We start from the raw sequence: 20,653 nt of genomic DNA, 5'->3' as shown, positions 1-20,653 counted from the left end.
CCCCACGAACACTCGGCTGCGCACTCACCGAGACCCGACGCGCAGTGTGACCGAGGTTACCGTCGCGTGTCCTCGCTGTGGTCGAAACGAGTTGTTTCCTCGACGGAAGGGGCGGCGGCGAACGAGGTGGAGTCCTCGTCGACCGACTTCTTGCGAGACTTCTTGCGCGCCTTCTGTTCCTCGGCCGCCGCCTGCGCGGGATCGAGGAGCGCCGCGCGCAGGTCGTCGAGTTCGCGGCGGAGGTAGTCGCGCGTGGCGACCTCGCCGACCGCGATCCGGAGCGCAGCGAGCTCACGAGCGAGGAACTCGGTGTCCGCCTTGGTCTGCGCGGCGCGCGAGCGATCCTCCTCGAGCGACACCCGGTCGCGGTCGTCCTGCCGGTTCTGAGCGAGCAGGATCAGCGGGGCCGCGTAGGCGGCCTGCGTCGAGAACGCCAGATTGAGCAGGATGAAGGGGTAGGGGTCCCACTGCAGGCTCACCGCGAAGACGTTGAGCAGGATCCACACGATGACGATCCCCGTCTGGATCGCCAGGTATCGCCCCGTACCGAGGAATCGCGCGACGTTCTCGCCGGTCCGGCCGACCGAGTCGACGTCGATGTCGAGCTTGAACCGTCGGGATCCGCGTGGAGTGTCGAGGCGCTGTCTGGCGGTCGCCGCCGACTTCTCACTCATGTCCCACGTGCTCCTGTTCGCGCCAGTCGTCGGGAAGAAGGTGGTCCAGGACGTCGTCCACGGTCACGGCGCCGATGAGATGCTCCTCGGCGTCCACGACCGGTCCGCAGACCAGGTTGTACGCCGCGAAGTATCGCGTGACGGCGGCGAGACTGTCGTCCGGGGAGAGCGTCGACAGTGTCGTGTCGATCACGCCGCCGACCAGACTGGCGGGCGGTTCGCGCAGCAACTGTTGGAGATGCACGCAGCCGAGGTAGCGGCCCGTGGGTGTGGCCGTCGGCGGTCGCACGACGAAGACCAGCGACGCGAGGGCGGGCGTGAGGTCGGGGTTGCGCGCACGAGCGAGCGCCTCGGCGACCGTCGCGGACGCGCTCAGCACCACCGGTTCCGGTGTCATCAGACCACCCGCAGTGTCGGGGGAGTGCTCGAGGAGACGTCGCACCGGCTCGGAGTCCTGCGGATCCATCAGGCGCAGCAGCGATTCGGCCTCCGGCTCCGGCAACTCGCCGAGCAGGTCGGCTGCGTCGTCGGGGTCCATGGCCTCGAGCACGTCGGCGGCGCGGGCGGGGGCGAGCGCCTGCACCAGGTCGATCTGATCGTCGTCGGGCATCTCCTGGATGACGTCCGCGAGGCGCTGGTCGTCCAGGGCGAAGGCGACCTCGAGTCGCCGCTTCTCCGGGAGGTCGCGGATCGCGTCGGCCACGTCGGCGGGCCGGAGTCCCTCGAACTGGGCGAGGAGCTGTGACACACCCTGACCCGGCAGGGACAGATCGGACCAGGTGAGGCCCTGCACGTTCTGCCAGTCGAGCACGTGGATGCTGCCGCGCCGACCCAGCCGGGTGCGGTGGGGGCGTACGGCGACGCGCGCGATGACCCAGTCCCGCGTGCGGGTCTGCTCGATGCCGAGGTCGACGACGACACAGTCCACACCGTGCAGGTCCTCGGCGTCCGGATCGTCGGTCCGCACCCGCGAGTCCAGGACCTGGGCCAGGGCCAGCACCTCGCCCGGTCGCTGGACGAAGCGGCGCATACTGACGTTGCCGGTGGTCAGCGTCACCGACGTCGGTTCGACGGCCGTCACGCGCAGCATCGGAACGAAGATCTTGCGCCTCGTGGCCAGATCGACCACGAGGCCGAGGACGCGGGGTTGCTGGCGACCGACGCGCACGGTCACGACGATGTCGCGGACGCGGCCGATGCTCTCACCGTCGGGTCCGAGCACCACGAGGCCCGCGAGCCTGGCGGCGAACACCTTGTTCACTGCTGCCATGGGCGCAACAGTAGACGGGGGCCTCGCACGCGGTGCGGGCCGATAGTGTGCCGTGGTGACCACCACAGTGCCGCGCGCCCGCCTCCGACGCTCCGTGCTCGCCGTGCCGGGCAGCAGTCCGAAGATGATGCGCAAGGCTCTGGGCCTGCCCGCCGACGCCGTCTTCCTGGATCTCGAGGACGCGGTCGCGCCGGCCGCCAAGGCGCAGGCGCGCATCGACGTCGCCGACGCGCTCGGATGGGACGGGTGGGGCACGCAGCTCCGGCTCGTGCGGGTCAACGACTGGACGACGGAGGCCACGTTCCGCGACGTGCTCGAGGTGGTCGGACGGGCGGGTGCCCACCTCGACGCCCTCGTCCTGCCCAAGGTGCGCTCGGCCGGTGAGGTGCAGGCGCTCGATCTGCTTCTGACACAACTCGAACGCGAGTCGGACCTGCCCGTCGGCCGCATCGGGATCGAGCCGCAGATCGAGGACGCCGTGGGTCTGCTCCACATCGACGCCGTCGCGACGGCCTCGCCGCGGGTGCAGACCCTGGTGTTCGGGCCGGGTGACTTCATGGCCGACGTCGGCATGCGCACCCTCACGGTGGGTGAGCAGCCGCCCGGCTACGAGCGCGGCGACGCCTACCACCACGTGCTGATGACGATCCTGCTGTCGGCGCGGGCCCACGGGCTCCAGGCCATCGACGGACCCTGGGTGCAGGTCCGCGACACCGACGGGTTCACCCGCGCCGCCCGGCATTCCGCGGCTCTGGGCTACGACGGCAAGTGGGTGCTGCACCCCTCGCAGATCGACATCGCCAACGAGACGTTCTCGCCGCGCCAGGCCGACGTCGACCGCGCCCACGACATCGTCGAGACCTACCGTCGGTACCTCTCCGTCGACGGGGGAGCGCGCGGGGCCGTCATGGTGGGGGACGAGATGGTCGACGAGGCGGGTCATCGAATGGCTCGGGCCCTCGTCGAGGCCGCCGACGCGGCCGGCATGGTGCGCAGCGGTGCGCGGCCCGCACCGGACCCCACGACCGACCCGCCAGCAGGCACAATGGAGTCATGACGAACCCCATGTCGCAGTCCGGCCGCCCCGGACAGGGCCTCCCCACCCCGCCGTCGGGCTGGCCCATCGGTTCCTATCCCACCTACGCCGAGGCGCAGCGCGCGGTCGACTACCTCTCCGATCAGGAGTTCTCGGTCCAGGACGTCACCATCGTGGGTGTCGACCTCATGCAGGTCGAGCGTGTCATCGGTCGCCTCACCTGGGCCAAAGTGATTGGCGGCGGCATCATCTCGGGCGCCTGGCTCGGTGTCTTCCTCGGACTCGTTCTCGGAATCATCACGAACACCAACTACCTGAGCGCGCTCCTCGTCGGTGTGCTGGGCGGCATCGTCTTCGGACTGATCTCGGCCACCATTCCCTACGCGGCGACGAAGGGGCAGCGCGACTTCGCGTCGACGATGCAGTTGGTCGCGGGGCGGTACGACGTGCTGTGCGAGCCGAAGACGGCCGAGAAGGCGCGCGATCTGCTGGCGCGTCTCGCCATCTGACCTCTCACCACCGACCCGTCGGTACCGAAAGCATCACGGGATTGCAACAAGCCACCGTTTTCCTCTCAGCTTTCGACTAGGTTCCACTTCGCAGGGAATGCGTGTCCAACGAAGCACACGCTGCGGAGTCGGGCCGACTGTGGCGCCTTCTCTTGCGGCAGAGGAGGCGGTCGTGCCGAAGAGGTACAGGGCGAGGAAACTCGCAGCGACAGGGGCCGCCGCGGTGGTGGCCGGAAGTCTGTTGGCGGGGTGTGGATCCTCCGACGACGGAATCGTGTTGAGCTTCTACACCGCAGCCGACGGCGCAGAGCAGTACGCGGCGGCAACGCAGGCGTGCACCGAGCAGTCGGGCGGCGCGTACCGGGTGGAGCAGCGCACGCTCCCCAAGAGCGCCAACGATCAGCGCCTGCAGCTCGCTCGCCGTCTGGCGGGCAACGACCGCACGCTCGATCTGATGACACTCGACGTGGTCTGGACCGCCGAGTTCGCCGAAGCCGGTTGGGCACTGCCGGTTCCGGACGATCTCGAGGCGAAGCTGCGCGACGGATCGGTGCTCGAGGGCCCGCTCGCCACCGCCGAGTGGCTCGATCCCGAGACGGAGCAGAAGGACAAGCTGTACGCGGTCCCGCTTAACTCCAACACCCAGTTGCTCTGGTACCGCCCGGACATGGTGCCGAACGGCCAGCCGCCGGCGACGTGGGACGACCTCATCGCCACCGCCGGCGAGAACGCCGCCTCCGGCAAGCCCGCGGCCATCGGTGTGCAGGCGAAGCAGTACGAGGGCTTCATGGTCTGGTTCAACACCCTCCTCGAGAGTGCCGGCGGATCCGTCGTCGGCGAGGACGGCACCACCGTGACACTGAACGACACCCCCGAGCACCGCGCGGCCACCGAGAAGGCTCTCTCGATCATCAAGAGCGTCGCGACCGCTCCGGGCGCCGACCCCTCGGTCTCCCAGAGTGACGAGGGCACAGCACGTCTCGGCGTCGAGGCGGGCACCATGTTCGCCGAGGTGAACTACCCGTTCGTGCTCCCCGGACTCAAGGAGAACGCCGCCGCGGGCGGCGTGTCCTTCCTCGACCTGTCCACCGTTCCCGCCGACCAGCAGGACGCGGCGGTGAACGAGGTGTTCCGCAGCGCGCCGTACCCCTCGGTGAACCCCGGTGAGCCCGCCAAGGTCACCATCGGCGGGTTCAACATCGGTGTCGCCAAGACCACCGAGCATCCCGACGAGGCGTGGGCCGCCGTCGCGTGCCTGACCGACGAGCAGAACCAGCGCAACAACGCCGTCGACGGCGGTGTGCCGCCGGTGATCCGCTCGCTCTACGACGATCCCGAGTTCCAGGCCGCCTACCCGGCATGGGAGGGCGTTCTCGGCTCGATCGAGAGTGCCGCGGTCCGACCGGTGTCGCCCGCGTACCAGTCCATCTCGATCCTCCTGACCGACGCGCTCAACCCCCCGCAGGACATCGATCCCGTGGGAGACGTCGACAGGCTCGCCGATCTGGTCCGCCAGGCCGTGAACTCCGAAGGGCTGATCCCATGACCGTCACCGACGAGCCCCGACGCCCGCAGAAGCACGCCAAGGCGGCCGAGGCGGTGTCCGAGGGCAAGAAGGCGGAGCGCCGACTGGGGCTCCTGCTGGTCGCTCCCGCCGCGATCCTGATGATCGCCGTCACCGCGTATCCCATCATCTACGCCTTCTGGCTGAGTCTGCAGAAGTACAACCTGGCATTCCCGGACGACAAGGAATTCGTCGGCCTGTCCAACTACGTCTCCGTCCTCACCGACGGCTACTGGTGGACGGCGTTCGCGGTGACCGTGGGCATCACCGTCATCTCGGTGATCATCGAGTTCGTCCTCGGCCTCGCGGTCGCGTTGGTCATGCACCGCACCATCTTCGGGCGCGGCGTCGTCCGCACCGTCGTGCTGATCCCGTACGGCATCGTCACCGTCGCCGCCGCGTACAGCTGGTACTACGCGTGGACACCGCAGACCGGTTACCTGGCCAACCTGCTTCCCGAGGGCAGTGCGCCTCTGACGCAGCAGCTTCCGTCGCTCGCCATCGTCGTGCTCGCCGAGGTGTGGAAGACGACGCCGTTCATGGCACTGCTGCTGCTCGCCGGTCTCGCGCTCGTTCCCGACGATCTGCTCAAGGCGGCCCAGGTGGACGGCGCCGGCGCGTGGACCCGACTGATCCGCATCATCATCCCGTTGATGAAGCCGGCCATCCTCGTGGCGCTGCTGTTCCGCACGCTCGACGCGTTCCGCATCTTCGACAACATCTACGTTCTGACGAAGGGCAGCAACAGCACCGGTTCGGTGTCGATCCTCGGGTACGACAACCTCTTCGGGGCGTTCAACCTCGGTATCGGGTCGGCCATCAGCGTGCTGATCTTCTTCTGCGTGGCCATCATCGCCTTCGTCTTCATCAAACTGTTCGGGGCCTCCGCACCCGGCTCCGACGCGGAAGGACGCTGACCCATGGCAGCCACCACGAAGACGAAGGCCGGCTGGTCCATCGTCAACCTTCTCGTCCTGCTGTACGCACTGATCCCGCTCGTGTGGATCATCAGCCTGTCGTTCAAGCCGGTGGCGAACATCGCCGACGGCAAGTTCATCCCGACGACGTGGACGTTGGACAACTACAAGGGCATCTTCCAGACGTCCCAGTTCACCAGCGCCCTGATCAACTCCATCGGCATCGGTCTCATCACCACGCTCATCGCGGTGGTCATCGGCACGATGGCGGCCTACGCCGTCGCTCGTCTCGACTTCCCCGGCAAGAAGCTCCTCGTCGGCGCCGCGCTGCTCATCGCGATGTTCCCCCAGATCTCGCTCGTCACACCGCTGTTCGACATCGAGCGTGCGCTGGGCCTGTTCGACACCTGGCCGGGCCTGATCATCCCGTACATCACGTTCGCGCTCCCGCTCGCCATCTACACGCTGTCGGCGTTCTTCCGTGAGATCCCCTGGGAGCTGGAGAAGGCCGCCAAGATGGACGGTGCCACCCCGGGACAGGCGTTCCGCAAGGTCATCGCACCGCTCGCGGCACCGGGCATCGTCACCGCGGCGATCCTCGTCTTCATCTTCGCGTGGAACGACCTGCTGCTCGCCATCTCGTTGACGGCCACCGAGCGTTCGGTCACGGTGCCGGCAGCGATCTCACAGTTCACCGGTAGTTCGCAGTTCGAGGAACCGACGGGCTCGATCGCGGCTGCGGCCGTGGTCATCACCATCCCGATCATCATCTTCGTCCTGTTCTTCCAACGTCGTATCGTGGCGGGCCTGACGTCCGGCGCAGTGAAGGGATAAGTCCATGGCCGAAATCGTTCTCGACAAAGTGACCAAGCTGTACCCGGACGGTGCCGCGGCGGTGAGCGACGTCGACATCACCATCGCCGACGGCGAGTTCATCATCCTGGTCGGACCCTCCGGCTGCGGAAAGTCCACCACGCTCAACATGATCGCCGGCCTCGAGGACATCTCGAGCGGCGAGCTGCGCATCGCCGGTGAGCGCGTGAACGAGCGGGCACCGAAGGATCGCGACATCGCGATGGTGTTCCAGTCGTACGCGCTCTACCCCCACATGACGGTGCGCGACAACATCGCCTTCCCCCTGACACTCGCCAAGATGAGCAAGGAGGACATCGCGAAGAAGGTCGACGACGCCGCCCGCATCCTCGACCTCGGCCAGCACCTCGACCGCAAGCCGTCCAACCTCTCCGGTGGTCAGCGTCAGCGCGTCGCGATGGGACGCGCGATCGTACGCAGCCCCAAGGCGTTCCTCATGGACGAGCCGCTGTCGAACCTCGACGCCAAGCTGCGCGTGCAGATGCGGACCGAGATCGCCCAGCTGCAGAAGCGTCTCGAGACCACCACGGTGTACGTGACGCACGACCAGACCGAGGCCATGACGCTCGGCGACCGCGTCGTCGTGCTCCGCGGCGGACTGGTGCAGCAGATCGGCTCGCCGCAGGAGCTCTACGATCACCCGCGAAACCTGTTCGTGGCGGGCTTCATCGGGTCGCCGTCCATGAACTTCGTGTCGGGTCGTCTGACGGACGGCGGGGTCACCACCTCGCTCGGCGAGATCCGGTTGAGCGACGAGGCGCGGCAGAAGATCGCCTCGAAGAACGCGAAGGGGGACGTCGTCGTCGGCATCCGCCCCGAGCATCTCGAGGACGCCTCGCTCGTCGAGTCGTACCAGAAGATCAACGGCAGCACGTTCTCGGCGCGAGTCGAGGTGCTGGAGTCGATGGGGTCGGACAAGTACATCTACTTCTCCGCCGAGGGCCCCAAGGTCACCTCGCGCGAACTCGACGAGCTGGCCGCGGACTCCGGCGCGGACGGCGGCCAGTTGGTCGCTCGACTCTCGGCCGAGTCCGCCGCTCGCATGGGTGAGTCCATCGAGCTGTGGTTCGACCAGAAGCGCGTGTCGGTGTTCGACGTCGAGTCGGGTGCCAACCTGACGCTCTGACCGCTCGAACGCGACGACGGCCCCCACCGCACGGTGGGGGCCGTCGCCGTCTCGGTCGGCGCCCGTCTCAGTTCGGGGCGGCCTCCTTGAGCTGCGCGATGATCTCGTCGTTCCAGATGTGGCTGCGCACCAGGCGGTAACGCTCGCGCGCCACCCACATGTAGGCCTCGGCGTCGGTGTGGCGGGTCAACATGCCCCCGACGGACCGCACCATCCGGACGACCGGCAGGAACTCCTCACCGAACCAGCGGCGGGCGACGGTGCGCCGGTCGACGAACTCGCCGAGCTCCTGCATCAGCCGGAAACCCCAGGCCTCCACCGCATCCGAGAGTTCGGCGTACTGCCACGGATCCGTGAACTCGATCGCCTCGCGCGACTTCCCGGTGAGGGGGACGCGGCTGAGGAAGATGCGCCGGTGATCCTTCACGAGGAGATCGCCCCTCGTGGAGATGCCGTCGGGGGAGATGCGGGTGATGATCTCGGTGACGTAGGCCTCGATGGTGAGACTGTGCATCGCGCAGGCGATGGACACGCGATGGTGCCCGTCGATGACGAAGTGCATGCCGCCGACGCGATACACCTCGATGGGCGGCATCGGTTCGCCGCGGCGCCAGGCGGTGGCGAGGCGCTGCCAGCGTTCGCGTGTCCGCGTCGACGTCGGGCGGAAGTACCGGTCGAAGTCGCGGGTGCGATCCACGCTGCCCACGATCGAGTCGACCCGGATGACCTCGAGTCCGACGCGGCGCTCCCGCACCTTGCCCAGGGCGGCGACCACCTCGTCGAACGGCAGGATCGTGTTGATGTCGTCCGGTTGACGGCGCAGCCAGCCGACCAACCGCGCCACGTCCGCGCGCCGGCGCTGGCGGGAGAAGTCGTTCTGCGCGTCGGCAGCGGGGAATCCGGTGTCACGAGCCATGACGTCGCCTCTCGATGATGGGCGCGGTGTCGCCGCCCGGGGTGATGTCGATCAGGGCGTAGCCGACGGTGTTGATCACCGTGGCTCCGTGCAGCTGTCGGTCGGCCGGCCTCGTGCCGTGCGGGTGGATGTGTCCGTGGACGAGGAGCTGAGGCCGCAACCGCTCGGTGAGCGGATCGAGACACCGGAAACCGCGGTGTGGTGCGTCCTCGGCGTCGCCGACACCGAAGGGTGGGCTGTGGGTCAGCAGGACGTCGACCCCGTGTGCGTCGGCTCCGCGTCGCAGCAGCGGGTGCCAGGTGTGGGTCCGGATCAGGGAGCCGGAGCGCCGCTTCTGCTGCCGTTCCGTCCACTGGTTGGGTCCGTCGCGGTAGCGGATGGACCCGCCCAGCCCCGCGATCCGCAGACCGGCGGCGCTGACGATCCGTCGATCGGCGTTGACGGCGCCGTCCGGACCGGGCCAGCTCGACGGCAGCCCGGCACGCATCCAGCCGGCTCGACCGGCCGAGTACCCGGTGAGGTCGGCGTCGTGGTTGCCGGGGACGAAGACGCACGGGGCGTCGGCGGCCTCGGCGAGGTGCTCGAGGTACTCGAAGGGCAGGTCGCCCGCACCGAGGACCAGGTCGACGTCGAACGGGAGTGTGCGGGCGTTCCACAGGCCTTCGACCACCTCGTCGGACACGGTCAGCACAGTCACCACACGCAGGACCGTACCGGCACGCCGGTCCCGTCGGAGCCGGTACGGACGTCGTGGGGTTGGATGGACGGTGTGAGTGGGAGCGACGTGACAGCGCAGGTGCGAACCCATCTGCAGACGGTGCTCGGTCAGGACGACCCGTCCAGCGCGTCCGTGACCTTCCTGGGCCTCGAGCCGCTGGAGGTGTTGCTGTTCGCTGCCGACGTCGAGGGAGTCGTGCGGTTCACCACTCTCGGGTGCTCGCGGCATCCGATGGCCGACCCGTCCGACATGGTCACCGACTCGCAGCGAGGCCCGCGCGCCGAGCTGATCCTGGCCCTGCGCGGAGTCGACGAGTCCGTCGCCGAGGTCTGGCGCACGCTCGCCGTCTTCGCCGCGTCGCCCGCGGTGGAGGGCATCGTGCTGGTGCCCGACGCCCTGCTGGACGCCGGCGAGCCTCTCTGGCCCGGCGCTCCGTTCACGGCGGTGCTGCTGACGGCCGAGTCCGGGGTGGCCGACCTCGAGCTGCCCGAACCGTACGAGCCGGTGCGGTTCCTGCGGGCAGTCCCGATCACCGGCACCGAGGCCGCGTGGGTGCGCCTGCGCGGAGCCGATGCGTTGCGCGACGCGTGGACCGAGGCGGGCATCGACATCGCCGACCCGCGGCGCTCGGCGGCGTCGCTGCGCCCGCCCACCTGAGCGCTCGCGCACCTGACAGACTGGGCGCGTGCTGATCGATCTCCACACCCATTCCACGTCGTCGGACGGAACCGAGACGCCCACCGAGCTGATCGCCACGGCGACCGCCGCGGGCCTCGACGTGATCGCGTTGACCGACCACGACACCACTCACGGCTGGGACGAGGCCGTGGCCGCGGTGACCGCGACGCCCGGTGCGCCCACCCTGGTCCGTGGCATGGAGATGTCGTGCCAGGGCCGCGGAGCCGACGGTGACCCGGTGACGGTGCATCTGCTCGCGTACCTCTTCGACCCCGGGCACGTCGCCTTCGCCGAGGAGCGCAGCCGGTTACGTGGGGAGCGGGAAGTGCGTCTGCGCAGCATGATCGACCGTATGGCGGCCGACGGCTACGACGTCGACGCCGACACCATCCTCGCCGCGGCAGGTCCGTCGGCGGGCCGCCCGCACCTCGCCCGTGCACTCGTCGCGGCCGGAGTCGTCGAGACCGTGAACGACGCGTTCACCGACCTGCTGCGGACCGGTGGGACGTACTACGTCGAGAAGGCGGACACCCCACTCGACCTCGCCGTCGAGTTGATCGCCGACGCCGGGGGAGTGCCCGTCATCGCCCACGCCCGCGCGCGCACGCGAGGTCGACTCCTGCACACCGACCACATTCTGGAGCTCGCCGCCGGTGGGCGACTCGGCGGACTCGAGGTCGATCACCCCGACCACAGCCCCGAGGACGCGGACGTCCTGCGCGACATCGCGCGCGAGCACGATCTCGTCGTGACCGGATCCTCCGACTACCACGGCACCAACAAGACGACGCCGATCGCGGCCCGCACCACCGCCGAGGACCAGTTCGACGCGTTGGTGAGCCGGGCGACGGGCGTGCCGCTCGTCGTACCCGGAGGCCGCCGGTGAAGGCGCTCAGCGGATCGATCACCGCGGGTCTCGTCGTCCTCACGGCGCTCGTCATCGCCGCCGCCGTCGTCGGCGGTGATCGGGGATTCCCCGGCCCCGGCACCGCGTCCATCGCGTGGCACGTCGCCGCCGTCGTCGCGGCGCTCCTGCTCCAGCGGATCGCCGACCATCGCTCGCGTGGGGTGTCGTTCCTCGGCTCACTGGGCGTGCTGGTCGTCGCGGGAGCCCTGCTGTGGACGCAATGGTGGGGCTGACGAGCCAGGGGTGGGGCTGACGAGACAAGGGTGAGGCTGACCGGCACCTGTTTGCTCCCGAGGAACCGGCGGTGGCACACTGGCTCCACTCGCGATCACCGCCACCCCGTGGTGATCGACCCCGGTCACCGCTCGTCGGTGGCGCGCGAAGTCGGCTCACCCGCCGCGCACGCATCGAGATGTCGCCTGCCCTCGGTTCTCATCCCCCGGGCGCGCATCCCGACTTCCCCTCACGCCTGTGATCCGCACCCTTCGTGCGGACGATGAAGGAGCGCCCAGTGGCCGCCGCAACAGATCCGACCGAACACACGACCGGCCTCCGGCCTGCCCGCGACGACCTCACGACCATCACGGACGACGAGATCTTCCTCAGCCACGTGGGCGGCAAGCTGTCCGTCGAGCTCACCGCGCCGCTCGAGACCAAGCGCGACCTCTCCATCGCGTACACCCCCGGGGTGGCCAAGGTGAGCAGTGCGATCGCCGCCGATCAGGAGCTGGTGAACAAGTACACCTGGACCGAGCGACTCGTGGTGGTGGTCAGCGACGGCTCCGCGGTATTGGGTCTGGGCGACATCGGCCCGCGCGCCTCGCTGCCCGTCATGGAGGGTAAGGCGGCACTGTTCAAGAAGTTCGCCGGCCTCAACTCGATCCCGCTGGTGCTCGACACCAACGACGTCGACGAGATCGTCGAGACGCTGATCCGCCTGCGCCCCAGCTTCGGAGCCGTGAACCTCGAGGACATCTCGGCACCCCGGTGCTTCGAGATCGAGAAGCGCGTCGTCGAGGCACTCGACTGCCCGGTCATGCACGACGACCAGCACGGCACGGCCATCGTCGTCCTGGCTGCGCTGAAAGGCGCTGTGGCAGTGCAGAAGCGCGAGCTCGCAGGTCTGCGTGTCGTCATCTCCGGTGCGGGAGCCGCGGGCGTCGCGTGCGCGAACATCCTACTCGCCGCGGGCATCTCGGACGTGGTGGTGCTCGACTCGAAGGGCATCGTCGGTGCGGATCGCGCCGACCTCAATCCCGTGAAGGTCGACCTCGCCTCGCGTACCAACCCGCGCGGCCTCTCCGGGACGGCCGCCGACGCCCTGACCGATGCGGACGTGTTCCTCGGGGTCTCCGCGGGGAAGATCGGGCACGAACTCATCGCCTCGATGGCAGACGACAGCATCGTCTTCGCCCTCTCCAACCCGAACCCGGAGATCCATCCGGAGGACGCGAAGAAGTACGCCGGCATCGTCGCCACCGGACGCAGCGACTTCGCCAATCAGATCAACAACGTGCTCGCGTTCCCCGGTGTGTTCCGCGGTGCTCTCGATGCGGGCGCGCGGCGCATCACCGAGAACATGAAGCTCGCCGCCGCGGACGCGATCCTGTCCGTGGTCGGCGACGATCTGAGCGTCGACATGATCGTGCCCAGCCCACTCGACCCGCGGGTCGCTCCGGCCGTCGCGGCGGCAGTGGCCGCGGCTGCGAATGCGGACGGCGTCGCCTGAGAGGTCTCAGAGACGGGGCGCGCGGCGCAGCCGCCCCGTCCCGGGCGCCGAGACCCACACGGCGAGGGCCAGCAGGCCGTCCGCCACGAGAGCCAGCACGGCCACCAGGATCGCGCCGACCACCACTCGGTCGTAGCTGTAGAGCGCCAGACCGTCGAAGATGTACCGCCCGAAGCCGCCCAGGTTGACGAAGGCGGCGACGGTGGCGGTGGCGATGACCTGCAGGGTGGCGTTGCGGATGCCCCCGAGCAGCAGCGGCAGCGCATTGGGAATCTCCACCCGCAGCAGCACCTGGCGTTCGGTCATGCCCATCGCCCGTGCCGCGTCCACGACGGTGGCGTCGACATTGGCCACACCCGCATACGTCCCGGCGAGGATGGGCGGAATGCCCAGGAGCACGAGGGCGATCAGTGGTGGCACCAGGCCCAGCCCGAGCAGCAGGACGAGGAACGTCAGCACGCCGAGCGTCGGTAGCGAGCGCAGACTGTTCACCAGGCCGACCAGGGCCACCTCGCCGCGGCGCAGGTGCCCGATCAGCAGTCCCAGCGGAACCGCCACGACGACGGAGAACAGTACGGCGAGGAAGCTGTACCAGACGTGCTCGGTGAGACGCGTCGCGATGCCGGTGCCGCCGGACCAGTTGGCGCCGTCGAGGATGTAGCCGATCGCGTCGGAGAAGATGCTCATGCGCGGGCCTCCGTCACTCGTCGCCGGCGCGTCGAGGGCGCACCGGCGCGGGTCCACGGCGTCAACGCACGCCCGAGCAGGAACAGCAGCGCGTCGAAGACCAGGGCCAACACGACGATCGCGATGATGCCCGCCAGGATCTGGTCGGGGTAGTCGCGCTGGTAACCCTGGGTGAAGAGCTGTCCGAGACCACCGATGCCGATGACCGACCCGACCGACACCATCGAGATGTTGGTGACCGCGACGACGCGGACGTTCGCGACGAGCACGGGAAGTGCCAGCGGCAGTTCGACGGTCGCGGCGCGGCGGAACCGTCCGAAGCCGACCGCGGTGGCCGCGTCGACGACGGCGGGGGACACCGAGTCGAGTGCCTCGGGCACTGCGCGAACGAGCAGCGCCGTGGAGTACACCGTGAGCGCGATGACCACGTTCAACGGATCGAGGACACGCAGTCCCGCGATGAGCGGGATGGTGACGAACAGTGCGAGCGAGGGGATCGTGAACGCGACGCTCGCCACCACCAGGGTCAGACGCCGCAGCCAGCCGACCGTGCGCACGGCCGCGCCCACGGGCACCGCGACGACCAGTCCGACGAGCAGCGGCACCAGCGACAGGTACAGGTGGGTCCGCGTCAGCTCGAGGACGATGTCGATGTTGTCGATCAGCCAGCGCATCAGGGCTTCTCGAAGTACTGGCGGCCGCGCTCGCGGTCCTCGGCTCGACGCTGGTCCGCCAGCAACGCCACCACCTCGGTGGCGTCGATACCGCCGAGGACGGCGCCGTTCGCGTCGACCGCCACGCCGACGCCGGACGGCGACGAGATGGCCGCGTCCAGCGCCTGTCGCAGATCGCCCGACGGCGGGTACAGCGAACCGCCCGCGGAGGTGCTGTCCGAGATGCTGGCGCCGGACTTGAGCGCCTCGAGGCCGGTGACGTCCATCCAGCCTCGCGGACGGCCCTCGGCGGAGACGACGAGAAGCCACTGGCCCTGGTCGAGACGGATCGACGCCGCGTCCTGTTCCGACGCCGTCGTGATGGGATGCAGGGACACCCCGTCACCGTGGCGGAACGACAGTCCACGGTAGCCGCGGTCCCGACCGACGAAGGACGCGACGAAGTCGGTCGCGGGAGCCGACAGCACCACGTCCGGGGTGTCGTACTGCTGCAACGTTCCGCCGGTGCCGAACACGGCGATGCGATCGCCGAGTTTGATGGCCTCGTCGATGTCGTGCGTGACGAAGACGATGGTCTTCTTCAGATCGGCCTGCAGCCTGAGCATCTCGGTCTGCAGGTCTTCGCGCACCACCGGATCGACGGCGCTGAACGGCTCGTCCATCAGCAGGATCGGAGGATCTGCCGCCAGGGCACGCGCGACCCCGACGCGCTGCTGCTGGCCGCCCGACAGCTGAGCGGGGTACCGGGTGGCCAGCGACAGATCGAGGCCGACGCGCTCGAGGACCTCCATCGCGTCGCGACGGGCCTCCTTGCGTGAACGACCCGTCAGCACCGGAACGGTGGCGACGTTGTCGACGACGGTGCGGTGAGGCAGCAGGCCGGCGCTCTGGATGACGTAACCGATGCCCAGCCGAAGCTTGACGGCGTCGACGGTCGAGATGTCTCGACCATCGACGCTGATCGTGCCCGACGTGGGCTCGATCATCCGGTTGATCATCCGCATCGAGGTCGTCTTGCCGCAGCCCGACGGGCCGACGAAGACGGTGAACGACCGGTCCTCGATCCGGAGATCGAGAGAGTCGACCGCGAGCGTTCCGTCCGGGTACTGCTTGGTGACTCCCTCGAACGAGATCACGAGACCGGCTTGTCCAGACCCTGCTCGACGACCCAGGCGTTCGCGGCGGCGGCGGGCTCGGTCTTCGCGTCGCCCGACACCTCCTGGTTCAGCGCCAGCAACTCGACCGTCGTGAGCTTGGCCGACACGGCGTCGAGGACGGCGGTGAGCTTGTCCGACTTCTTCGACGAGTTGTAGACCGGGACCACGTTCTGCGCCGGGAAGTTGTTGTCCGGGTCGCCCAGTGCCACGAAGTCGTTCTCGACGATCGCGGGCGTGGTGGTGAACAGGTTCGCCGCGGTGATGTCTCCCGCAGCGAGGGCGGCCACGGTGGCCGGGCCGCCGCCGTCGGAGATCGGGACGAAGTTGGCGGCCGGGATGTCGACGCCGTACTTGTCGCGCAGGCCGGGCAGGCCGACGGGACGCTCGGCGAACTCGGGCGGCCCACCGAACTTGACCTCACCCGCGTACGGCGCGAGATCGGCGATGTTGGTCAGGTTCCAGCGCGTCGCGGTGTCCCGCGTGACGACGACGGCGTCCTTGTCCTCGCCGGGGGCCGGCGTGGATGCCAGGAGATCGTCGCTCAGTGCCGCCGTGAGGGCGGTGTTCACCTCGTCGGGCGCCGTGGCCGTGGCCTCGGGGTCCAAGTAAAGCAACAGGTTTCCGGTGTAGTCCGGGATGAGGTCGATGGAGCCGTCGCGCACGGCCGGGATGTAGGCCTCACGGCTGCCGATGGACAGGCGTGTGCTGGCGTCGAAACCGTTGGCCTTCAACGCGTCGGCGTAGATGTTGGCGATGATCTCGGACTCGGTGAAGTTCGCGGAACCGACGACGATGGTGTTCGGATCGCCTCCGCTACCACCCTCACCGCCGCTGCTCAGTGGATCGGAGTCGCCGCCGCAGGCGGACAGGGTGAGTGCTGCAGCGGCCACCAGAGCGGTGGCGGCGACGCGCACGGAACGTGAGGTGGTGCGACGTGTCGTGTTCACTGTTCGAGTGTAACGATAGGCCCCGACACCGGCCCGCTTTCGGCGCCGGAACGCCGGTACCGGGTTCGAGAGGATGGTCGATGCGGGTCTGCAGGTCGGCCGTCGCGGCGCTGCTCGCGGCCTCGATGGTGGCCGGGTGTTCGAGTACCGGCGGCCCCGAGGGGACGACGCGCCCGCAGCCGCTGGTGGTCGCCGACACCGGAACTCCGGTGCAGGCGGTGCTGGCGCACCTGTACGCCGACGCGCTGTCACGCGGGGGAGCGGCCGCTCGGGTGGACACGGTCGACGGTCTCCCCGGCGCGCTCGCCGGCCTCGACGACGCCTCGGTCGCGCTCGTCCCCGGCTTCACCGGATCGTTTCTGGCGCAACTGGATCCGTCGTCCGCCGCGCGGGCGCCCGAGGACGTCTACGCCGATCTGGCGCGTGCACTGCCGGAGTGGCTGGCGGTCACCGACCAGGGTCTCGCCGAGAACGGGCCGACGGTGTCCGTCACCGCGGCCGCGGGATCGGCTCTCCCCGAAGCCACTCTGTCGGCTCTGTCTCCGCAGTGTTCCCGCCTGTCCGCCGCCGTCGACCCGGCCGTCGATGCGTCCGCGGTGACACGGGCCCTCGCCGAGAGTTACGACTGTGCGTTCGCTCCTGCCGGCCCCACCGAGGTGACGATCGTCCGGGCCACGGACCGGGTCGCCGTGGTCGATGCGACCGACGTGGTGCTCGCCGACGATCGAGACGGCCTCACCGCCGACGTCCTCGTCCCCCTCGTCCGCAAGGGCTCCGTGGACGAGACACTGGACCGTCCGCTGCAGATCATCGCCGGTGAACTCACCACCGCGGATCTCGCGGAGATGGTCGACCGTGTCCGCGGCGGCGAGGATCCGGGCGCGGTCGCCGCGAGTTGGCTAGGGACGCAGTCGTTCTGAGTGGGCGGTCGCGTCGCGGACGAAGGCGCCGATCTCCCGGACCGCTGTCGCCGCCTCGGCCAGCAGGGTGGCCTGCAGGTGGGCGACGTGCCACAGATCCGTGAGTTCGGTGCACCGCACGGAGACACCGGCCTCGGTCAATGCGTCGACGAAGCGAAGGATCTGGGGCCGCAGGATCTCGTCGGCGGAGTACTGGATCAACGTCGAGGGGAAGCCGGTCAACGTGCCACGCGCGGGGGCGTAGCGCGGATCGGTCGGGTCGCCGTCGCCCAGATACTGCCGCGCCGAGTTCCGCAACCAGCGAGCGTCGAGCAGGAAGTCGCGCGGCGCCGGGAAGTCCTGGTCCGCCGGATCGGCCCACGGGGAGATCATCGCGACGCACGACGGTGGTGTGCCACGGTCGACGAGCGCCTGTGTCGTCGCCGCGGCCAGACCGCCGCCGGCCGAATCGCCCACCACGGCAATGTGATCGGCCGCGACACCGTCGGCGACCAGCCCGTCGAACACGGCCAGTGCGTCCTCGAGCGCGGCCGGGCAGGGATGCTCCGGAGCCAGACGGTAGTGCGCCGCCACCACGACGGCGCCACTGTCGCGGGCGAGCGACGACGTGACGACGCGGTGCGTCAGCGGCGACCCCAGCGTGTACGCACCGCCGTGCAGATACAGCACGGCGGTGCGGCGGACGGTGGCACCGACGGTGACCCGTTCGACCGGGACACCGCCCACGGTCTCGCTGCGGATCACCGTGCCGTCCGGCAGCGGTAGCGACCGGGCCGCGACCTCGAGCAGTGTGCGCTGCACCGGAACCGGGAGGCGCGGATTCAGAATCACCCGGAACACGGGCTTCAGAACTCGCGACACCACGGGCAACGGCAGAGTCATCGGTCGCATTGCCCGAACCTACCGTCAGCCCTACCGCTGGGTGGTCGTCCGCGGCAGGACGCGCGAGGACAGCCTGACGATGATGTCCTGGTACCGCGATCCCGTGATGCGGGCGAGGGCGTCGAGCGCGCGGGCGTCGTTGCCGATGAGCACGCGGGCCTTGTTCTTCTCCACTCCGCGCAGGATCACCAGGGCGGCCTGCTCCGGGGTGGTCTTCGCGAGGCGACGGTCGAAGAACTCGGCCACCGACTTCTGGTCCTGGCCCTCGGCGACGGTCGCGTTGCGGGCGATCGCCGTCTTGATGCCGCCCGGGTGGACACACGTGACGTGCACCGGGTGGCGGGCGATCAGCATCTCCTGGCGCAACGCCTCGGTGAAGCCGCGCACGGCGAACTTGGCTGCGTTGTACGCGGACTGGGACGGGATCGAGAGGAGGCCGAACAGGCTGGACACGTTGACCACGTGACCGTCTCCCGACTCGACGAGATGCGGGAGGAATGCCTTCGTACCGTTGACGACGCCCCAGAAGTCGACGTCGATCACGCGCTCGAGATCCTTGAACTCGGTCTTCTCGACGTCGCCGTGGAAGGCGATGCCGGCGTTGTTGTAGACCTGGTTCACCACACCGAAGTGCCGACGCACGGTCTCCGCGTAGTCGAGCACGCTGCCGCGTTCGCTGACGTCGAGGTGGTCGCTGCGGACCTCTCCGCCGCGCTGCTCCACGGCCGCCACGGTGGCGGCCAGGCCGACCGAGTCGACGTCGGACAGCGCGAGTCGTGCTCCGCGCGAAGCCAGTTCGAGAGCCAGCGCACGGCCGATCCCCGATCCGGCTCCGGTCACCACGGCCACTCGTCCACGGAACTCGCTCATCGGGAGATCGCCTTCTCGTCGTCGTTGTCGGTCGTCGCAGGGGTGGGGGTGCCGTCGACGGCGCTCACAGGCCTCGTGACGTCGCCGGCCGCGAGGGCGTCGTATGCCTCGAGGTCGAAGTTGCGGGTGATGCGGCGGAACTCGAAGGTGAAGTCCGGCCACAGCGTCGTGTTGTTGCCGTGCTTGTCGAGGTACCAGCTCGCGCACCCGCCGTTGAGCCACACCGTCTTGTTCAGCTTGGTCTGCAGGTCGGCGTTGAACTCGTCCTGCACCTCGCGGCGCACCTCGACGACACCGAGATCGTGCTTGTCGATCGTGTTGAGCGCGTCGATCACGTAGTTCAGCTGCGACTCGATCATGAACACCATCGAGGTGTGCCCCAGGCCCGTGTTGGGTCCGACCAGGAAGAACAGGTTGGGGAAGCCCGCGACCGTGGCGCCCTTGTATCCCTGCTGTCCGCGCTCGTCGAAGACCTCGGCGAGCGAGCGGCCGTCCTTGCCGAAGATGCCCTGGAAGGTGGGGGAGTCGGTCACGTGGAATCCCGTGGCGACCACCAGGGCGTCGATCTCACGCTCGGTTCCGTCGGCCGTCACGATGGAGTGCGCCCGCACCTCACGGATACCGTCGGTCACCAGGTCGACGTTCGGTCGATCCAGTGCCGGGTAGTAGTTGTTGGAGATCAGCATGCGCTTGCAGCCGATGCGGAAGTTCGGCGTCACCTTGCGGCGCAGCTCGGTGTCGCGGATGCCCTTCGCGATCTGTCGGCGCGCGATGAACTCGAACGCCTTCATGAGCTTGGGGACGCGGGTGAGGCCGACGACCTGGGTCTCACGCGCGGCGTAGATGCCGGTGCGTGAGAGACGCTGGTAGCCGGGTAGGTACTTGAACGCCAGCTTCTCGATGCGGGTGTACTCGCGGTCGAAGCGCGGGAGGACCCACGGGGCGGTGCGCTGGTAGACGTCGAGATGGGCGACCGTGGGCGCGATGGCCGGGACGATCTGGATCGCGGAGGCGCCGGTGCCGATGACGGCGACGCGCTTGCCCTCGAGGCTCGCGTCGTGGTTCCAGCGGGCCGAGTGGAAGATCTCGCCCTGGAAATCGGTGATGCCGGCGATGTCCGGGAGGTTCGGCTCGCACAAGGCGCCGACGGCGGACACGACCTTCTTGGCCGTGAAGTTCCCCCGGGTGGTCACGATGTCCCACTGCGAGGTGGCGGTGTTCCAGCGAGCCGACTCGACGTGGCAGTCGAAGACGTGGCGGTCGTACACGCGGTACTGCCGCGCGACGCTCTCGATGTACTTCTGAATCTCCGGCTGACGGGAGAACGAGCGGGTCCAGTCCGGATTCAGCGCGAACGAGTACGAGTAGAGGTGCGAGGGCACGTCGCAGGCGGCACCGGGGTAGGTGTTGTCGCGCCACGTGCCACCGACGTCGCTGCCGCGCTCGAGGACCAGGAAATCGGTGCTTCCCTGCTGGCTCAGCTTGATCGCGGCGCCCAGTCCTGCGAAACCGCTGCCGATGATGATGGTGTCGACGTAGCGTGCAGCGACAGCGTCGGTATCTGTAACTGGAAGACTCATGAACCCAGACTAGGTCCTT

At 68.9% G+C, this 20,653-nt stretch carries 22 protein-coding genes; 11 read left to right on the top strand and 11 right to left on the bottom strand.

Translation table 11 applies throughout. From position 1 onward, the window contains the following. Positions 1–56 precede the first annotated feature (56 nt). Complete coding sequence (locus HQ308_RS07335; protein WP_081821023.1) at positions 57–674, bottom strand: DUF1003 domain-containing protein; 618 nt, start codon at positions 672–674, stop codon at positions 57–59. After that, a complete protein-coding gene (locus HQ308_RS07330) occupies positions 667–1,944 on the bottom strand; it encodes a magnesium transporter MgtE N-terminal domain-containing protein (RefSeq protein WP_027503853.1) in 1,278 nt (425 codons plus the stop codon). Before HQ308_RS07330 ends, HQ308_RS07335 begins: the two co-directional genes overlap by 8 nt. A gap of 55 nt (positions 1,945–1,999) precedes the next feature. On the opposite strand from HQ308_RS07330, the gene HQ308_RS07325 reads away from it, so the two are divergent. The 6 genes from HQ308_RS07325 to HQ308_RS07300 all read left to right on the top strand — a co-directional run bounded on the left by HQ308_RS07325 (position 2,000) and on the right by HQ308_RS07300 (position 7,969). Then, on the top strand, positions 2,000–3,001 hold the full coding sequence (locus tag HQ308_RS07325; RefSeq protein WP_308115710.1) for a CoA ester lyase: 1,002 nt from the start codon (positions 2,000–2,002) through the stop codon (positions 2,999–3,001). Further along, positions 2,998–3,489, top strand: a complete 492-nt coding sequence (locus tag HQ308_RS07320; protein WP_027503852.1) for a general stress protein — start codon at positions 2,998–3,000, stop codon at positions 3,487–3,489. The genes HQ308_RS07325 and HQ308_RS07320 overlap by 4 nt, the downstream gene beginning before the upstream one ends. 172 nt (positions 3,490–3,661) lie before the next feature. Then, entirely contained in the window at positions 3,662–5,035 is a 1,374-nt protein-coding gene (locus HQ308_RS07315; protein WP_308115709.1) for an extracellular solute-binding protein, read from the top strand. Further along, positions 5,032–5,970 (top strand): carbohydrate ABC transporter permease, encoded by a 939-nt coding sequence (locus HQ308_RS07310; protein ID WP_027503850.1) that lies wholly within the window; start codon positions 5,032–5,034, stop codon positions 5,968–5,970. Before HQ308_RS07315 ends, HQ308_RS07310 begins: the two co-directional genes overlap by 4 nt. Positions 5,971–5,973: 3 nt before the next feature. Beyond that, positions 5,974–6,804 (top strand): carbohydrate ABC transporter permease, encoded by an 831-nt coding sequence (locus tag HQ308_RS07305; protein ID WP_027503849.1) that lies wholly within the window; start codon positions 5,974–5,976, stop codon positions 6,802–6,804. A 4-nt stretch (positions 6,805–6,808) separates the two neighbouring features. Continuing rightward, complete coding sequence (locus HQ308_RS07300) at positions 6,809–7,969, top strand: ABC transporter ATP-binding protein (RefSeq protein ID WP_056442586.1); 1,161 nt, start codon at positions 6,809–6,811, stop codon at positions 7,967–7,969. A gap of 67 nt (positions 7,970–8,036) precedes the next feature. Here HQ308_RS07300 and HQ308_RS07295 read toward each other — a convergent pair whose 3' ends face one another. Both HQ308_RS07295 and HQ308_RS07290 read right to left on the bottom strand, forming a co-directional pair. Next, positions 8,037–8,885 (bottom strand): hypothetical protein, encoded by an 849-nt coding sequence (locus HQ308_RS07295; protein ID WP_027503847.1) that lies wholly within the window; start codon positions 8,883–8,885, stop codon positions 8,037–8,039. Next, entirely contained in the window at positions 8,875–9,585 is a 711-nt protein-coding gene (locus tag HQ308_RS07290; protein ID WP_027503846.1) for a metallophosphoesterase, read from the bottom strand. Before HQ308_RS07290 ends, HQ308_RS07295 begins: the two co-directional genes overlap by 11 nt. Positions 9,586–9,645: 60 nt before the next feature. On the opposite strand from HQ308_RS07290, the gene HQ308_RS07285 reads away from it, so the two are divergent. The 4 genes from HQ308_RS07285 (at position 9,646) to HQ308_RS07270 (ending at position 12,917) form a co-directional block, all read left to right on the top strand. Continuing rightward, positions 9,646–10,260 (top strand): suppressor of fused domain protein, encoded by a 615-nt coding sequence (locus tag HQ308_RS07285; protein WP_222646046.1) that lies wholly within the window; start codon positions 9,646–9,648, stop codon positions 10,258–10,260. A gap of 28 nt (positions 10,261–10,288) precedes the next feature. Next, positions 10,289–11,167: a PHP domain-containing protein gene (locus HQ308_RS07280; RefSeq protein WP_222646045.1), complete on the top strand. Its 879-nt coding sequence runs from the start codon at positions 10,289–10,291 to the stop codon at positions 11,165–11,167. Then, complete coding sequence (locus HQ308_RS07275) at positions 11,164–11,421, top strand: hypothetical protein (RefSeq protein WP_027503843.1); 258 nt, start codon at positions 11,164–11,166, stop codon at positions 11,419–11,421. The genes HQ308_RS07280 and HQ308_RS07275 overlap by 4 nt, the downstream gene beginning before the upstream one ends. A 347-nt stretch (positions 11,422–11,768) precedes the next feature. Next, complete coding sequence (locus HQ308_RS07270) at positions 11,769–12,917, top strand: NADP-dependent malic enzyme (protein ID WP_374198524.1); 1,149 nt, start codon at positions 11,769–11,771, stop codon at positions 12,915–12,917. 6 nt (positions 12,918–12,923) lie between these two features. Here HQ308_RS07270 and HQ308_RS07265 read toward each other — a convergent pair whose 3' ends face one another. From HQ308_RS07265 to HQ308_RS07250, 4 genes are read right to left on the bottom strand one after another with little or no spacing between them, the layout of a single operon-like run. Further along, positions 12,924–13,604, bottom strand: a complete 681-nt coding sequence (locus HQ308_RS07265) for an ABC transporter permease (RefSeq protein ID WP_027503841.1) — start codon at positions 13,602–13,604, stop codon at positions 12,924–12,926. Beyond that, positions 13,601–14,278, bottom strand: a complete 678-nt coding sequence (locus tag HQ308_RS07260) for an ABC transporter permease (RefSeq protein WP_056442575.1) — start codon at positions 14,276–14,278, stop codon at positions 13,601–13,603. Before HQ308_RS07260 ends, HQ308_RS07265 begins: the two co-directional genes overlap by 4 nt. Continuing rightward, positions 14,278–15,414: an ABC transporter ATP-binding protein gene (locus HQ308_RS07255; RefSeq protein ID WP_222646043.1), complete on the bottom strand. Its 1,137-nt coding sequence runs from the start codon at positions 15,412–15,414 to the stop codon at positions 14,278–14,280. Before HQ308_RS07255 ends, HQ308_RS07260 begins: the two co-directional genes overlap by 1 nt. After that, positions 15,411–16,382, bottom strand: a complete 972-nt coding sequence (locus HQ308_RS07250) for an ABC transporter substrate-binding protein (protein WP_027503838.1) — start codon at positions 16,380–16,382, stop codon at positions 15,411–15,413. Before HQ308_RS07250 ends, HQ308_RS07255 begins: the two co-directional genes overlap by 4 nt. Positions 16,383–16,462: 80 nt before the next feature. Between HQ308_RS07250 and HQ308_RS07245 the strand changes: the two genes are divergently transcribed. Then, positions 16,463–17,302 carry a glycine betaine ABC transporter substrate-binding protein gene (locus HQ308_RS07245; RefSeq protein WP_222646042.1) on the top strand — a complete coding sequence of 280 codons (840 nt, stop codon included), beginning with the start codon at positions 16,463–16,465 and terminating at the stop codon, positions 17,300–17,302. Here the strand turns inward: HQ308_RS07245 and HQ308_RS07240 are convergent. The 3 genes from HQ308_RS07240 to HQ308_RS07230 are packed head-to-tail and all read right to left on the bottom strand — an operon-like array spanning position 17,282 to position 20,634. Further along, positions 17,282–18,193, bottom strand: coding sequence for an alpha/beta hydrolase (locus tag HQ308_RS07240; RefSeq protein WP_222646041.1), 912 nt, complete (start codon positions 18,191–18,193; stop codon positions 17,282–17,284). The two genes, HQ308_RS07245 and HQ308_RS07240, sit on opposite strands and share 21 nt — an antisense overlap. A gap of 21 nt (positions 18,194–18,214) precedes the next feature. After that, positions 18,215–19,054 (bottom strand): SDR family oxidoreductase, encoded by an 840-nt coding sequence (locus HQ308_RS07235; protein WP_056442564.1) that lies wholly within the window; start codon positions 19,052–19,054, stop codon positions 18,215–18,217. Next, the gene (locus HQ308_RS07230; RefSeq protein ID WP_027503834.1) at positions 19,051–20,634 is read right to left on the bottom strand and encodes an NAD(P)/FAD-dependent oxidoreductase; all 1,584 of its coding nucleotides are present in this window, start codon (positions 20,632–20,634) and stop codon (positions 19,051–19,053) included. The genes HQ308_RS07235 and HQ308_RS07230 overlap by 4 nt, the downstream gene beginning before the upstream one ends. Positions 20,635–20,653: the final 19 nt, after the last annotated feature.

It is taken from the genome of Rhodococcus sp. BP-241, from assembly GCF_019836145.1.
Classification (GTDB): Bacteria; Actinomycetota; Actinomycetes; order Mycobacteriales; family Mycobacteriaceae; genus Rhodococcoides.
The sequence above is the reverse complement of the archived record's forward strand: the minus strand, read 5'-3'. Positions and strand labels throughout refer to the sequence as shown.